The organism is Stenotrophomonas sp. Steno-Z10-BAI (genome assembly GCF_056393115.1).
The window spans coordinates 366739-380757 of record NZ_JBWJOZ010000003.1; the positions used below are offsets into that span (position 1 = coordinate 366739).

Below are 14019 nucleotides of genomic sequence, written 5' to 3' on the forward strand. Positions count from 1 at the left end.
GAAACACCATGAAAGACTTGCTCAACCTCTTCAACCAGCAGCGTCAGACGCTGGACTTCGACGCGATCAAGATCGCGCTGGCCTCGCCGGACCTGATCCGTTCGTGGTCCTTCGGCGAAGTGAAGAAGCCGGAAACCATCAACTACCGTACGTTCAAGCCGGAACGTGACGGCCTGTTCTGCGCCGCCATCTTCGGACCGGTCAAGGACTACGAGTGCCTGTGCGGCAAGTACAAGCGCATGAAGCACCGCGGCGTGGTCTGCGAAAAGTGCGGCACCGAAGTCACCCTGGCCAAGGTGCGCCGCGAGCGCATGGGTCACATCGACCTGGCCTCGCCGGTCGCGCACATCTGGTTCCTCAAGTCGCTGCCCTCGCGCATCGGCCTGATGCTGGACATGACCCTGCGTGACATCGAGCGCGTGCTGTACTTCGAAGCCTACGTGGTGACCGAGCCGGGCCTGACCGCCCTGGAGCGCCGCCAGCTGCTGACCGAAGAACAGTACCTGCAGGCCCGCCAGGAGCACGGCGACGACTTCGATGCCGCCATGGGCGCCGAGGCCGTGTACGAGCTGCTGCGCACGATCGACCTGCAGTCGGAAATGACCCGCCTGCGCGAAGAAATCGCCAGCACCGGTTCGGAAACCAAGCTCAAGCGCCTCACCAAGCGCATCAAGCTGGTCGAGGCCTTCCTCGAGTCGGGCAACCGTCCGGAGTGGATGGTCATGACCGTGCTGCCGGTGCTGCCGCCGGACCTGCGTCCGCTGGTCCCGCTGGACGGTGGCCGCTTCGCGACCTCCGACCTGAACGACCTGTACCGCCGCGTCATCAACCGTAACAACCGCCTGCGCCGCCTGCTCGAGCTGAACGCGCCGGACATCATCGTGCGCAATGAAAAGCGCATGCTGCAGGAATCGGTCGATGCGCTGCTGGACAACGGCCGTCGCGGCCGTGCCATCACCGGCACCAACAAGCGCCCGCTGAAGTCGCTGGCCGACATGATCAAGGGCAAGCAGGGTCGCTTCCGCCAGAACCTGCTGGGCAAGCGCGTGGACTACTCGGGCCGTTCGGTCATCGTGGTCGGTCCGTACCTGCGCCTGCACCAGTGCGGCCTGCCGAAGAAGATGGCGCTGGAGCTGTTCAAGCCGTTCGTCTTCGCCAAGCTGCAGCGTCGTGGCCTGGCCACCACCATCAAGGCGGCCAAGAAGCTGGTCGAGCGCGAAGAAGCCGAAGTCTGGGACATCCTGGAAGAGGTCATCCGCGAACATCCGGTGATGCTGAACCGTGCGCCGACCCTGCACCGTCTGGGCATCCAGGCCTTCGAGCCGGTCCTGATCGAAGGCAAGGCCATCCAGCTGCATCCGCTGGTCTGCACCGCGTTCAACGCTGACTTCGACGGTGACCAGATGGCCGTCCACGTGCCGCTCTCGCTGGAAGCCCAGCTGGAAGCGCGTGCGCTGATGATGTCCACCAACAACATCCTGTCGCCGGCCAACGGCGAGCCGATCATCGTGCCGTCGCAGGACGTCGTGCTGGGTCTGTACTACATGACCCGCTCGCTGGTGAACAAGAAGGGCGAGGGCATGGCCTTTGCCAACATCGCCGAGGTCAAGCGCGCCTACGACAACCGCGTGGTGGAACTGCACGCGCGCGTCAAGGTCCGCATCACCGAAGTGGTGACCGACGAGGAAGGCAACAAGCAGAACAAGACCTCGATCGTGGACACCACGATCGGTCGCGCCCTGCTGGCTGAAATCCTGCCGGAAGGCCTGCCGTTCGCGCTGGCCAACACCGAGCTGACCAAGAAGAACATCAGCCGCCTGATCAACTCCAGCTACCGTCAGCTGGGCTTGAAGGACACGGTCGTGTTCGCCGATAAGCTGATGTACACCGGCTTCGCCTACGCAACCCGCGCTGGCGTGTCGATCGGCATCGACGACATGCTGATCCCGGACGAGAAGCGCGGCATCCTCACCGAGGCCGAAGCTGAAGTGCTGGAAATCCAGGAGCAGTACCAGTCGGGCCTGGTCACCGCCGGCGAGCGCTACAACAAGGTGGTCGACATCTGGTCGCGCACCAACGAACGCATCGCCAAGGCGATGATGGACACCATCGGTACCGAGAAGGTGGTCAACGCCGAAGGCGAGACCATCGACCAGAAGTCGATGAACTCGCTGTACATCATGGCCGACTCCGGTGCCCGTGGTTCGCAGGCGCAGATCCGTCAGCTGGCCGGTATGCGCGGCCTGATGGCGCGTCCGGATGGCTCGATCATCGAAACGCCCATCAAGGCGAACTTCCGTGAAGGCCTGAACGTGCAGGAGTACTTCAACTCCACCCACGGTGCCCGTAAGGGTCTGGCAGATACCGCGCTGAAGACGGCGAACTCGGGTTATCTGACCCGTCGTCTGGTCGACGTGGCGCAGGACGTGGTCATCACCGAGGTGGATTGCGGTACCACCGAAGGCCTGACCATGACCCCGATCGTGGAAGGCGGCGACGTCGTGGAGCCGTTGAAGGATCGCGTGCTGGGTCGTGTCGTGGCCGAGGACGTGTTCCTGCCGGGCAACGACGAAGATCCGATCGTGACCCGCAACACGCTGCTCGACGAGCAGTGGGTGGCCAAGCTCGAAGATGCGTCGGTACAGTCGGTCAAGGTCCGTTCGACCATCAGCTGCGCCTCGCCGTTCGGCGTCTGCGCGCACTGCTACGGTCGCGATCTGGCCCGTGGCCACATCGTCAACATCGGTGAAGCGGTCGGCGTCATCGCCGCACAGTCGATCGGTGAGCCGGGTACCCAGCTGACCATGCGTACGTTCCACATCGGTGGTGCGGCGTCGCGAGCGGCTGCGGTGGACAACATCACCGTCAAGACCACCGGTTCGGTGAAGTTCAACAACCTGAAGTCGGTCGAGCACGCCAGCGGTTCGCTGGTGGCGGTCTCGCGTTCGGGCGAAATGTCGGTGCTCGATGCCCACGGCCGTGAGCGTGAGCGTTACAAGCTGCCGTACGGCGCGACCATCACCTCCAAGGACGGCGATGCGGTCAAGGCTGGCCAGACCGTGGCCAACTGGGACCCGCATAACCACCCGATCGTGTCCGAAGTGGCCGGTTTCATCCGCTTCATCGACTTCATCGACGGCGTCACCGTCATCGAGAAGACCGACGAACTGACCGGCCTGGCATCGCGTGAAATCACCGATCCGAAGCGTCGTGGTTCGCAGGCGAAGGACCTGCGCCCGATCGTGCGTATCGTGGACAAGAACGGCAACGATCTGACCATCCCGAACACGGATCTGCCGGCACAGTACCTGCTGCCGCCGCGCTCGATCGTCAACCTGCAGGACGGCGCCGCCGTCGGCGTGGGTGACGTGGTCGCCAAGATCCCGCAGGAAGCGTCCAAGACCCGCGACATCACCGGTGGTCTGCCGCGCGTGGCCGATCTGTTCGAAGCACGCAAGCCGAAGGATCCGGCGATCCTGGCCGAGCGTTCGGGCATCATCAGCTTCGGCAAGGACACCAAGGGCAAGCAGCGCCTGATCATCAAGGACACCGATGGTTCGGAACACGAAGAGCTGATCCCGAAGTACCGTCAGGTGATCGTGTTCGAAGGCGAGCACGTGACCAAGGGCGAAACCATCGTGGACGGCGAGCCGAGCCCGCAGGACATCCTGCGTCTGCTGGGTGTCGAACCGCTGGCGGCCTACCTGGTCAAGGAAATCCAGGACGTGTACCGCCTGCAGGGCGTGAAGATCAACGACAAGCACATCGAGGTGATCACCCGCCAGATGCTGCGCAAGGTCGAGATCACCGACCAGGGCACCAGCAAGTTCCTGAATGGCGAGCAGGCCGAGCGCCAGCGCGTCATCGAGGAAAATGCCCGCCTGGCCACCCGCAACGAGCTGCCGGCCCGTTTCGATCCGGTGCTGCTGGGTATCACCAAGGCTTCGCTGGCGACCGAATCGTTCATCTCGGCGGCGTCGTTCCAGGAAACCACCCGCGTGCTGACCGAAGCGGCCGTTCGCGGCACCTCGGACAACCTGCGCGGCCTGAAGGAAAACGTCATCGTCGGCCGTCTGATCCCGGCCGGTACGGGCCTTGCGTACCACGCCAACCGTCGTCGCAACGCCTCCGGGCTGACCGACTCGGAAATGCAGACCCTGTCCGGCAGCGCGCCGGCCGTGGCTGAGGTGGCCCCGGTGGCCGCCGTGGCGGTGGAATCGACCGAAGCTGAACAGGCTCCGGGCAGCGACGAGTAATACGCAGGCCCGGCTTCGGCCGGGCCCGCGGCAGGGCAGGGCGTCGACTCCGGTCGGCGGCCTTCCCGGCAAATCAGCAGGCACCGGCCACTGGTCATCTGCCTGCCGATGAGGTAGGATGCCCGCCGGTCTTTCAACGGACCGGCTTGACAACCTGAACGGGGGGCATGGAAAAGGCTCCCCTGTAACGGCCCGGGATCAGGGCTGGCTTGGCGCGTGCGCATTTGACTGCGTTTTCGCCGGGTTGCTACAATCGTCTGTCTCAGCAGGCCGGTCTTTCGCCTGCTCGCACATTTCCGCATTCATGGCCAGTCTTTTCATTGGCCTCTCTCAGAAGAACATACTGATGGCGACGATCAATCAGCTTGTCCGCAAGCCGCGGCAGGCAACCACTTATAAGAGTGCCTCCCCGGCGCTCGATAAGTGCCCCCAGCGCCGTGGTGTCTGCACGCGCGTGTACACCACCACTCCGAAGAAGCCGAACTCGGCGCTTCGCAAGGTTGCCAAGGTTCGCCTGACCAACCAGGAAGAAGTGATTAGCTACATCGGCGGCGAAGGCCACAACCTGCAGGAGCACTCCGTGGTCCTCATCCGTGGCGGTCGCGTCAAGGATCTGCCGGGTGTGCGTTACCACACCGTGCGTGGCTCGCTGGACGCCTCCGGCGTTGCCAAGCGTCGCCAGGGCCGTTCCAAGTACGGCGCCAAGCGTCCGAAGAGCTAAGGGAAAGTACACATGTCTCGTAAAGGTAATACGCCGCAGCGCTCTGTCCTGCCGGATCCGAAGCACGGAAGTGAAACCATCGCTCGTTTCATCAATATGGTGATGCTGAGCGGCAAGAAGTCGGTCGCTGAAAAGATCGTCTACGGTGCCATGGACGTGATCGGCGAAAAGAACCCGAATTCCGTCGAGCTGGTTCAGAAGGCTCTGGAAAACGTGGCTCCGTCGGTCGAAGTCAAGTCCCGCCGTGTCGGTGGTGCTACGTACCAGGTGCCGGTCGAAGTGCGTTCGTCGCGCAAGATGGCCCTGGCCATGCGTTGGCTGATCGACTCGGCGCGTAAGCGTGGTGAAAACACCATGCCGAAGAAGCTGGCTGCCGAACTGCTGGACGCCTCGGAAAATCGTGGTGGCGCCATCAAGAAGCGCGAAGAAACCCACCGCATGGCCGAAGCCAACAAGGCCTTCGCGCACTACCGCTGGTGAGTTTGACGGCCTTGCAAAACAGGCACGGCAGCACCATCTAGGTGCTGCCCCGCGGCACCTGGGGTGCCGCGCCAATCCGAAGGCCGCCGAAAGGCGGCGTTCGGCCATCCGAATTCCAAGAAATTGAGAGGCTCCCGTGGCCCGCACCACTCCCATCGAGCGTTACCGCAATTTCGGCATCATGGCCCACATCGATGCCGGCAAGACCACCACGTCCGAGCGCATCCTGTTCTACACCGGCAAGAGCCACAAGATCGGTGAAGTGCACGACGGCGCTGCCACCATGGACTGGATGGAGCAGGAGCAGGAGCGTGGCATCACGATCCAGTCCGCTGCCACCACCGCGTTCTGGAAGGGCATGGACAAGTCCCTGCCGGAGCACCGCTTCAACATCATCGATACCCCCGGGCACGTCGACTTCACCATCGAAGTGGAGCGCTCGCTGCGCGTGCTCGACGGCGCGGTCTTCGTGCTGTGCGCCGTCGGTGGCGTGCAGCCGCAGTCGGAAACCGTGTGGCGCCAGGCCAACCGGTACAAGGTGCCGCGCATTGCCTTCGTCAACAAGATGGACCGCACCGGTGCCAACTTCACCAAGGTCGTCGGCCAGCTGAAGGCCAAGCTCGGCGCCACCGCCGTGCCGATGCAGCTGCCGATCGGCGCTGAAGACGGCTTCAAGGGCGTGGTCGATCTGATCAAGATGAAGGCCATCCATTGGGATGAAGCCTCGCAGGGCATGAAGTTCGAGTACCTGGAGATCCCGGCTGACATGCAGGCGGAGGCCGAAGAGGCCCGTACCTACATGATCGAAGCGGCGGCTGAAGCCAGCGAAGAGCTGATGGAAAAGTACCTGGGCGGCGAAGAGCTGACCGAGGCCGAAATCGTCGAAGCCCTGCGCGTGCGCACCCTGGCCACCGACATCGTGCCGATGTACTGCGGCTCGGCGTTCAAGAACAAGGGCGTGCAGGCCATGCTGGACGGCGTGGTGCAGCTGCTGCCGTCGCCGATCGACGTGCCGGACGTGACCGGTACCGACGTGGACGACGAAACCATTGCGCTGAGCCGCAAGTCCGATGACAAGGCGCCGTTCTCGGCGCTGGCCTTCAAGATCATCACCGATCCGTTCGTCGGCGCGCTGACCTTCTTCCGTGTCTACTCGGGCACCCTGAACGCCGGCGACCAGCTGCTGAACTCGGTCAAGGGCAAGAAGGAGCGCATCGGCCGCATCCTGCAGATGCATTCCAACGATCGCGAAGAGATCAAGGAAGTGCTGGCCGGTGACATCGCCGCTGCGGTGGGTCTGAAGGACACCACCACCGGTGACACCCTGTGCTCGCAGGACCACCCGATCATCCTGGAGCGCATGGTGTTCCCGGAGCCGGTCATCTCGATGGCCGTCGAACCGAAGACCAAGTCCGACCAGGAAAAGATGGGTCTGGCCCTTGGCCGTCTGGCCCAGGAAGATCCGTCGTTCCGCGTCAAGACCGACGAAGAATCCGGCCAGACCATCATCTCGGGCATGGGCGAGCTGCACCTGGACATCATCGTGGATCGCATGAAGCGCGAGTTCAACGTTGAAGCCAACGTCGGCAAGCCGCAGGTTGCGTACCGCGAAACGATCCAGATGGCGGACGTGAAGTCGGACTACAAGCACGCCAAGCAGTCCGGTGGTAAGGGTCAGTACGGTCACGTCGTGATCGAGCTGTCGCCGATCACCGCTGAAGACCGTGCCGACCCGAAGATCGGTCCGATGATCAAGGACGACTTCCTGTTCATCAACGACATCACCGGTGGCGTGATTCCGAAGGAATTCATTCCGTCGATCGAAAAGGGCCTGCGCGAAACCATCACCAGCGGTCCGCTGGCGGGCTTCCCGGTCGTTGACGTCAAGGTGAAGCTGGTGTTCGGCTCGTACCATGACGTCGACTCCTCGGAAATGGCGTTCAAGCTGGCCTCCTCGATGGCCTTCAAGCAGGGCTTCCAGAAGGCCAAGCCGGTCCTGCTGGAGCCGATCATGAAGGTCGAGATCGTGACCCCGGAGGATTACCAGGGTGACGTGATGGGCGACGTCAGCCGTCGTCGTGGCGTGCTGCAGGGTTCGAGCACCACCGGTGACGGTTCGGCCAGCATCATCAACGCGATGATCCCGCTGGGTGAAATGTTCGGTTACGCCACCTCGCTGCGTTCGCAGACCCAGGGTCGCGCAACGTTCACGATGGAGTTCGACCACTACGAGCCGGCGCCGAACAACATCGCCGAAACCGTGATCAAGAAGTCCTGAGCGTAAGCTCAGGACTCCACCTCATTCTTTTCTGATATCCAAGGTATACAACAATGGCAAAGGGTAAGTTCGAGCGCACCAAGCCGCACGTCAACGTCGGCACCATCGGTCACGTCGATCACGGCAAGACCACGCTGACCGCTGCACTGACCAAGATCGGTGCCGAGCGCTTCGGTGGCGAGTTCAAGGATTACTCCTCGATCGACGCCGCGCCGGAAGAAAAGGCGCGTGGCATCACGATCTCGACCGCACACGTCGAATACGAATCCACCGAACGTCATTACGCCCACGTCGATTGCCCGGGCCATGCTGACTACGTCAAGAACATGATCACCGGTGCTGCCCAGATGGACGGCGCGATCCTGGTCTGTTCGGCTGCTGACGGCCCGATGCCGCAGACCCGTGAGCACATCCTGCTCTCGCGTCAGGTCGGCGTGCCGTACATCGTCGTCTTCCTGAACAAGGCAGACATGGTCGATGACGCCGAGCTGCTGGAACTGGTCGAAATGGAAGTCCGCGAGCTGCTGAGCAAGTACGACTTCCCGGGCGATGACACCCCGATCATCTCGGGTTCGGCCCGCCTGGCGCTGGAAGGCGACCAGAGCGAGATCGGCGTGCCGGCCGTGATCAAGCTGGTCGAAGCTCTCGACAGCTGGATCCCGACCCCGGAACGTGACATCGACAAGCCCTTCCTGATGCCGGTCGAAGACGTGTTCTCGATCTCGGGTCGCGGCACCGTCGTCACCGGTCGTATCGAACGCGGCGTGATCAAGGTCGGCGAAGAAATCGAAATCGTCGGTATCCGTCCGGTCCAGAAGACCACCGTCACCGGCGTGGAAATGTTCCGCAAGCTGCTCGACCAGGGTCAGGCAGGCGACAACGCCGGTCTGCTGCTGCGCGGCACCAAGCGTGACGACGTCGAGCGTGGCCAGGTCCTGGCCAAGCCGGGTTCGATCAAGCCGCACACCACCTTTGACGCCGAAGTGTACGTGCTGTCCAAGGATGAAGGCGGCCGTCACACCCCGTTCTTCAAGGGCTACCGTCCGCAGTTCTACTTCCGTACCACCGACATCACCGGCGCTTGCGAACTGCCGGAAGGTGTGGAAATGGTGATGCCGGGCGACAACGTGAAGATGGTTGTCACCCTGATCAACCCGGTCGCCATGGATGAAGGCCTGCGCTTCGCGATCCGCGAAGGCGGTCGTACCGTCGGCGCCGGCGTGGTCTCCAAGATCATCGCGTAATCTGCTAGAATCTGCGCCCCGATGTTGCCTGGGTAGGGCATCGGGGTGTAACCAAACGGGAAAAGAGGCGCAGGATGCTCCTCGTGTTCCCCAGACCAGGAAGGGTCGCGCCATTCAGGCTTTGTCAACAGTACCCCTGTTGACTGCCAACTTGTATGCGCGCTATACTTTTTGTCTGGGCAGATCGGGAGACCGGTCTGCCTCGATTTTTGAGGTCTACGGAAAGATCTTGTCGCCGCGCAGGAATGTGCGGCGTCTGCATTCAGGATATTCATGGGACAAGGCAACCCAGAGGCCTTGTCCGTCGCTCTTTTAACGAAGGAACCCACCGTCATGGCGGACCAAAAGATCCGGATTCGGCTGAAGGCGTTCGATCATCGTTTGATCGACCGTTCGGCCAGCGAGATCGTAGAAACGGCAAAGCGGACCGGCGCGCAAGTGCGTGGCCCGATCCCCCTGCCGACCAAGATCGAGCGTTACACCATTCTCGTCTCGCCGCACGTCGATAAAGACGCGCGTGACCAGTACGAGACCCGCACGCATAAGCGCGTGCTCGATATCGTTGACCCGAACGACAAGACCGTGGACGCGCTGATGAAGCTCGAACTGGCTGCCGGCGTCGACGTTCAGATCAAGCTGACCTGAGGACTACGACCATGACGAAGAAATATTCGTTGGGCTTCGTGGGCCGCAAGGCTGGCATGAGCCGCGTGTTCACCGAAGATGGCCAGGCCATCCCGGTAACCCTGATTGAAGCTACCCCGAACCGCATCGCGCAGATCAAGACCGTCGAAGCTGACGGCTACAGCGCCGTGCAGGTGACCGTCGGCGCGCGTCGCGCTGCCCTGGTCAACAAGCCGGAAGCCGGTCACTTCGCCAAGGCGAAGGTCGACGCGGGCCGTGGCCTGTGGGAATTCCGCGTTGAAGACGCGCAGCTCGGCGATTTCGCCGTTGGCGGCGAAGTCAAGGCGGACATCTTTGAAGTTGGCCAGAAGGTCGACGTCCAGGGTGTCACCAAGGGTAAGGGCTTCCAGGGCACCATCAAGCGCTACAACTTCCGTATGGGCGATGCAACCCACGGTAACTCGCTGTCGCATCGCGCGCCGGGTTCCTTGGGCCAGCGCCAGACCCCGGGTCGTGTTTTCCCGGGTAAGAAGATGTCCGGCCACATGGGTTCGGTGCAGCAGAGCACCCAGAACCTTGAAGTGGTGAAGGTCGATGTCGAACGTGGTCTGATCGCAATCCGTGGTGCCGTTCCGGGCGCAGCGGGTGGTGACGTGATCGTTCGTCCGGCTAGCAAGGCATAAGGAGAGATGACGATGGAACTCGTTATCACGGGTAGCAATAACAAGGTCTCGGTCTCCGATGCCGTGTTCGGTCGCGATTTCAGCGAAGATCTGGTTCACCAGGTCGTCGTTGCTTACCGCAACGCCGGTCGCGCCGGCACCAAGGCACAGAAGACTCGCTCTGAAGTGGCTGGTACCACCAAGAAGTCGAAGAAGCAGAAGGGCGGCGGCGCGCGTCATGGCGCACTGACGGCTCCGATCTTCATCGGCGGCGGTGTCACCTTCGCGGCCAAGCCGCGCAGCTTCGAGCAGAAGGTCAACCGTAAGCAGTACCGTGCAGCCATGTGCGCGATCCTGTCCGAGCTGAACCGCCAGGGCCGTCTGACGATCGTGGAGTCCTTCGATGTCGAAGCGACCAACACCAAGTCGTTGATCGCCAGGCTGGCCGGCCTGGAAGTGGGCAAGCGTCCGCTGATCGTCACCGAAGATGCTTCCGAGCACCTGTACCTGTCGGCGCGCAACATTCCCTACGTGGAAGTGCGTGACGTGCAGGGCCTGGACCCGGTGTCGCTGGTCGGTGCCGACACGGTCGTCATCACCGCTGATGCGGTCAAGAAGGTCGAGGAGTGGCTGGCATGAGCAGCAACGAAAAAGTCTTCAGCGTGCTGCGCGCTCCGCGAGTCTCCGAAAAGACCGCGCGCCTGCAGGAACATTCCAACCAGTATGTCTTCGAAGTTTCGAACGAAGCCACCAAGGCCGATGTAAAGGCCGCGGTTGAGCAGCTGTTCGACGTCAAGGTCGAGTCGGTCAACGTGCTGAACGTGAAGGGCAAGAACAAGTCCTTCCGTAACCGCACCGGCCGCCGCGGCGATTGGCGCAAGGCGTACGTGCGTCTCGCCGATGGCCAGTCCATCGATGTAACGGCCAAGGCCTGAGGTACATCCCATGCCATTGATGAAATTCAAACCCACTTCTCCCGGCCGTCGTTCGGCCGTGCGCGTGGTCACGCCCGATCTGCACAAGGGCGCGCCGCATGCAGCGCTGCTGGAGCCGCAGAGCAAGTCCGGTGGTCGTAACCACCACGGCCGCATCACCACCCGTCATGTGGGCGGTGGTCACAAGCAGCACTACCGAGTCATCGACTTCAAGCGCAACAAGGAAGGCATTCCGGCGCGCGTGGAACGCATCGAATACGATCCGAACCGCACCGCCCATATCGCCCTGCTGTGCTACGTCGACGGCGAACGCCGCTACATCATCGCACCGAAGGGCCTGAAGGCCGGTGACCAGGTGATCGCGGGTTCGGATGCGCCGATCAAGACCGGTAACACGCTGCCGCTGCGCAACATCCCGGTCGGTACCACTGTCCACGGCATCGAACTGAAGCCGGGCAAGGGTGCTCAGATCGCGCGTGCCGCCGGCGCTGCCGTGCAGCTCGTCGCTCGTGAAGGTATCTACGCCACCCTGCGCCTGCGCTCGGGTGAAATGCGTAAGGTGCCGGTCGAGTGCCGCGCCACCATCGGTGAAGTCGGTAACGACGAACACAACCTGGAAAAGCTGGGCAAGGCTGGCGCCAAGCGCTGGCGTGGTGTCCGCCCGACCGTTCGTGGTGCTGCCATGAACCCGGTTGACCATCCGCACGGCGGTGGTGAGGCGAAGGCCGGCCAGGGCAACCCGCATCCGGTCACCCCGTGGGGTGTCCCGACCAAGGGTTACAAGACGCGCCATAACAAGCGCACCCAGCAATTCATCGTCCGCGATCGTAGGGGCTAATCGACCATGGCACGTTCACTCAAGAAGGGCCCGTTTGTCGATCACCACCTCATCAAGAAGGTGGAAGCCGCTGCGGGTAGCAAGAAGCCGATCAAGACCTGGTCGCGCCGTTCGATGATCCTGCCGGAAATGGTAGGCGTCACCATCGCCGTTCATAACGGTAAGAACCACGTTCCGGTGCTCGTCAACGAGAACATGGTCGGCCACAAGCTCGGCGAATTTGCCATCACCCGGACCTTCAAGGGTCACGGTGGTGACAAGAAGTCGGGCAAGTAAGGAGAGATGACAATGGAAGCGAAAGCAATCCTGCGCTCCGCGCGCATCTCTGCGCAGAAAGCCCGCCTGGTCGCTGACCAGGTGCGCGGCCTGCCGGCCGAGCGTGCGGTCAACCTGCTGAAGTTCTCGGACAAGAAGGCTGCCCACCTGATCAAGAAGGTGGTGGAGTCGGCTATTGCAAACGCCGAGAACAACCAGGGCGCCGACGTCGACGAGCTGAAGGTACAGACCATCATGGTAGATGAAGGTCCGACCCTGAAGCGTTTCATGGCGCGGGCGAAAGGCCGCGGCACCCGCATCCTCAAGCGCACCAGCCACATCACTGTGGTTGTGGGCGCCGGCAAGTAAGCGGAAAGGAAAACACCATGGGTCATAAAGTTCATCCGATTGGTATCCGCCTCGGCATTTCCAAGGACTGGAACTCCAAGTGGTACGCCAACAAGGCCGAGTTCGCTGGTTATCTGGCAGCCGACCTGAAGGTGCGGGAAATGCTGCGCAAGAAGCTTGCGCAGGCCGGCATCAGCAAGATCCTGATCGAGCGTCCGGCAAAGACCGCTCGCGTGACGATCCACACCGCCCGTCCGGGCGTGGTGATCGGCAAGCGCGGTGAGGACATCGAGAAGCTGCGCAAGGAAGTGAGCGAAATGATGGGCGTCCCGGCGCACATCAACGTCACCGAAGTGCGTAAACCCGAGCTGGACGCACAGCTGGTTGCCGAGTCGATCGCGCAGCAGCTTGAGCGTCGCATCATGTTCCGCCGCGCGATGAAGCGTTCGGTCGGCAACGCGATGCGCCTCGGTGCCCTGGGCATCAAGGTCAACGTCGGTGGCCGCTTGAACGGCGCAGAAATCGCCCGTTCGGAGTGGTACCGCGAAGGCCGCGTGCCGCTGCATACGCTGCGTGCCGACATCGACTATGGCTTCGCTGAAGCCAAGACGACCTACGGCATCATCGGCATCAAGGTCTGGATCTACAAGGGCGAAGTCTTCGATTTCTCCCAGGTTGGCCAGGAAAAGCAGGACGACTCCCCGCGCAACGATCGTAACGATCGCGGCGATCGCGGTGACCGTCCGTCGCGCCCGGCTCGTGAAGCGAGGTAACGACAATGTTGCAACCCAAGCGAACCAAATACCGCAAGGTACACAAGGGCCGTAACGATGGTCTGAGCTGGAGCGGCAACGCTGTCAGCTTCGGCGAATACGGCCTGAAGGCAACCGCTCATGGTCAGCTGACCGCGCGTCAGATCGAAGCGGCTCGCCGCTCGATCAGCCGCTACGTCAAGCGCGGCGGCAAGATGTGGATCCGAGTGTTCCCCGACAAGCCGATCACCAAGAAGCCCATCGAAGTCCGAATGGGTTCTGGTAAGGGCAACGTGGAGTACTGGGTAGCCCAGATCCAGCCCGGCCGCATGATCTATGAAATCGAAGGCGTCGCAGAAGACGTGGCACGTGAGGCGTTCCGCCTGGCTGCCGCCAAGCTCTCCGTGACCACCACTTTCGTGACCCGGACGGTGCTCTGATGGATATCAAACAACTTCGCGAAAAGTCGGCTGACGACCTGAAGAGCCACCTGATCGACCTGCGTAAGGAGCAGTTCTCGCTCCGTATGCAGCAGGTCACTGGCCAGCTGCCGAAGACCCACGAAACCCGCCGGGTTCGCCGCGAGATCGCTCGCGTCAAGACCCTGCTCGGCAGCACCAAGTAAG

Annotated in this window: 15 protein-coding genes; all 15 read left to right on the forward strand. The window is 62.3% G+C overall.

The annotated features are described in order from the left end of the window. Window positions 1-8: 8 nt before the first annotated feature. The 15 genes from rpoC (at window position 9) to rpmC (ending at window position 14018) form a co-directional block, all read left to right on the forward strand. A complete protein-coding gene (gene rpoC / locus AC06E9_RS10510) occupies window positions 9-4256 on the forward strand; it encodes a DNA-directed RNA polymerase subunit beta' (protein ID WP_088434181.1) in 4248 nt (1415 codons plus the stop codon). A gap of 346 nt (window positions 4257-4602) precedes the next feature. Further along, window positions 4603-4977: a 30S ribosomal protein S12 gene (rpsL, locus tag AC06E9_RS10515; RefSeq protein ID WP_017356008.1), complete on the forward strand. Its 375-nt coding sequence runs from the start codon at window positions 4603-4605 to the stop codon at window positions 4975-4977. 12 nt (window positions 4978-4989) lie between these two features. Then, window positions 4990-5457 carry a 30S ribosomal protein S7 gene (gene rpsG / locus AC06E9_RS10520; RefSeq protein ID WP_019186122.1) on the forward strand — a complete coding sequence of 156 codons (468 nt, stop codon included), beginning with the start codon at window positions 4990-4992 and terminating at the stop codon, window positions 5455-5457. Between the two features lie 136 nt (window positions 5458-5593). Beyond that, a complete protein-coding gene (fusA, locus tag AC06E9_RS10525; protein ID WP_121044654.1) occupies window positions 5594-7735 on the forward strand; it encodes an elongation factor G in 2142 nt (713 codons plus the stop codon). Between the two features lie 53 nt (window positions 7736-7788). Further along, window positions 7789-8979 carry an elongation factor Tu gene (gene tuf, locus AC06E9_RS10530; RefSeq protein ID WP_152153932.1) on the forward strand — a complete coding sequence of 397 codons (1191 nt, stop codon included), beginning with the start codon at window positions 7789-7791 and terminating at the stop codon, window positions 8977-8979. Between the two features lie 333 nt (window positions 8980-9312). Then, window positions 9313-9624 (forward strand): 30S ribosomal protein S10, encoded by a 312-nt coding sequence (gene rpsJ, locus AC06E9_RS10535; RefSeq protein WP_010341589.1) that lies wholly within the window; start codon window positions 9313-9315, stop codon window positions 9622-9624. An 11-nt stretch (window positions 9625-9635) separates the two neighbouring features. Next, window positions 9636-10286 carry a 50S ribosomal protein L3 gene (gene rplC / locus AC06E9_RS10540; protein WP_019186145.1) on the forward strand — a complete coding sequence of 217 codons (651 nt, stop codon included), beginning with the start codon at window positions 9636-9638 and terminating at the stop codon, window positions 10284-10286. 12 nt (window positions 10287-10298) lie between these two features. Further along, window positions 10299-10904, forward strand: coding sequence for a 50S ribosomal protein L4 (gene rplD, locus AC06E9_RS10545; protein WP_478056022.1), 606 nt, complete (start codon window positions 10299-10301; stop codon window positions 10902-10904). Further along, the gene (rplW, locus tag AC06E9_RS10550) at window positions 10901-11200 is read left to right on the forward strand and encodes a 50S ribosomal protein L23 (protein WP_019186147.1); all 300 of its coding nucleotides are present in this window, start codon (window positions 10901-10903) and stop codon (window positions 11198-11200) included. The genes rplD and rplW overlap by 4 nt, the downstream gene beginning before the upstream one ends. Before the next feature lie 10 nt (window positions 11201-11210). Then, window positions 11211-12038 (forward strand): 50S ribosomal protein L2, encoded by an 828-nt coding sequence (gene rplB, locus AC06E9_RS10555; RefSeq protein ID WP_017355408.1) that lies wholly within the window; start codon window positions 11211-11213, stop codon window positions 12036-12038. A 6-nt stretch (window positions 12039-12044) separates the two neighbouring features. Beyond that, on the forward strand, window positions 12045-12314 hold the full coding sequence (rpsS, locus tag AC06E9_RS10560; RefSeq protein ID WP_019186148.1) for a 30S ribosomal protein S19: 270 nt from the start codon (window positions 12045-12047) through the stop codon (window positions 12312-12314). A gap of 12 nt (window positions 12315-12326) precedes the next feature. Next, window positions 12327-12662 carry a 50S ribosomal protein L22 gene (gene rplV / locus AC06E9_RS10565; protein WP_017355410.1) on the forward strand — a complete coding sequence of 112 codons (336 nt, stop codon included), beginning with the start codon at window positions 12327-12329 and terminating at the stop codon, window positions 12660-12662. Between the two features lie 17 nt (window positions 12663-12679). Next, window positions 12680-13414, forward strand: coding sequence for a 30S ribosomal protein S3 (rpsC, locus tag AC06E9_RS10570; RefSeq protein WP_121042874.1), 735 nt, complete (start codon window positions 12680-12682; stop codon window positions 13412-13414). A 5-nt stretch (window positions 13415-13419) separates the two neighbouring features. Next, complete coding sequence (rplP, locus tag AC06E9_RS10575; protein ID WP_019186150.1) at window positions 13420-13833, forward strand: 50S ribosomal protein L16; 414 nt, start codon at window positions 13420-13422, stop codon at window positions 13831-13833. Further along, window positions 13833-14018 (forward strand): 50S ribosomal protein L29, encoded by a 186-nt coding sequence (gene rpmC / locus AC06E9_RS10580; protein ID WP_019186151.1) that lies wholly within the window; start codon window positions 13833-13835, stop codon window positions 14016-14018. The genes rplP and rpmC overlap by 1 nt, the downstream gene beginning before the upstream one ends. Window position 14019 lies beyond the last annotated feature (1 nt).

What these genes read in the sequence shown, in the direction of transcription:
- rplD (WP_478056022.1), top strand. Translation starts at nt 10,299, where the DNA reads ATGGAACTCGTTATCACGGGTAGCAATAACAAGGTCTCGGTCTCCGAT.
- rpsC (WP_121042874.1), top strand. Translation starts at nt 12,680, where the DNA reads ATGGGTCATAAAGTTCATCCGATTGGTATCCGCCTCGGCATTTCCAAG.
- rpoC (WP_088434181.1), top strand. Translation starts at nt 9, where the DNA reads ATGAAAGACTTGCTCAACCTCTTCAACCAGCAGCGTCAGACGCTGGAC.
- rpsG (WP_019186122.1), top strand. Translation starts at nt 4,990, where the DNA reads ATGTCTCGTAAAGGTAATACGCCGCAGCGCTCTGTCCTGCCGGATCCG.
- rpsJ (WP_010341589.1), top strand. Translation starts at nt 9,313, where the DNA reads ATGGCGGACCAAAAGATCCGGATTCGGCTGAAGGCGTTCGATCATCGT.
- rplB (WP_017355408.1), top strand. Translation starts at nt 11,211, where the DNA reads ATGCCATTGATGAAATTCAAACCCACTTCTCCCGGCCGTCGTTCGGCC.
- rplW (WP_019186147.1), top strand. Translation starts at nt 10,901, where the DNA reads ATGAGCAGCAACGAAAAAGTCTTCAGCGTGCTGCGCGCTCCGCGAGTC.
- rpsL (WP_017356008.1), top strand. Translation starts at nt 4,603, where the DNA reads ATGGCGACGATCAATCAGCTTGTCCGCAAGCCGCGGCAGGCAACCACT.
- rplV (WP_017355410.1), top strand. Translation starts at nt 12,327, where the DNA reads ATGGAAGCGAAAGCAATCCTGCGCTCCGCGCGCATCTCTGCGCAGAAA.
- rpmC (WP_019186151.1), top strand. Translation starts at nt 13,833, where the DNA reads ATGGATATCAAACAACTTCGCGAAAAGTCGGCTGACGACCTGAAGAGC.
- rpsS (WP_019186148.1), top strand. Translation starts at nt 12,045, where the DNA reads ATGGCACGTTCACTCAAGAAGGGCCCGTTTGTCGATCACCACCTCATC.
- rplP (WP_019186150.1), top strand. Translation starts at nt 13,420, where the DNA reads ATGTTGCAACCCAAGCGAACCAAATACCGCAAGGTACACAAGGGCCGT.
- rplC (WP_019186145.1), top strand. Translation starts at nt 9,636, where the DNA reads ATGACGAAGAAATATTCGTTGGGCTTCGTGGGCCGCAAGGCTGGCATG.
- tuf (WP_152153932.1), top strand. Translation starts at nt 7,789, where the DNA reads ATGGCAAAGGGTAAGTTCGAGCGCACCAAGCCGCACGTCAACGTCGGC.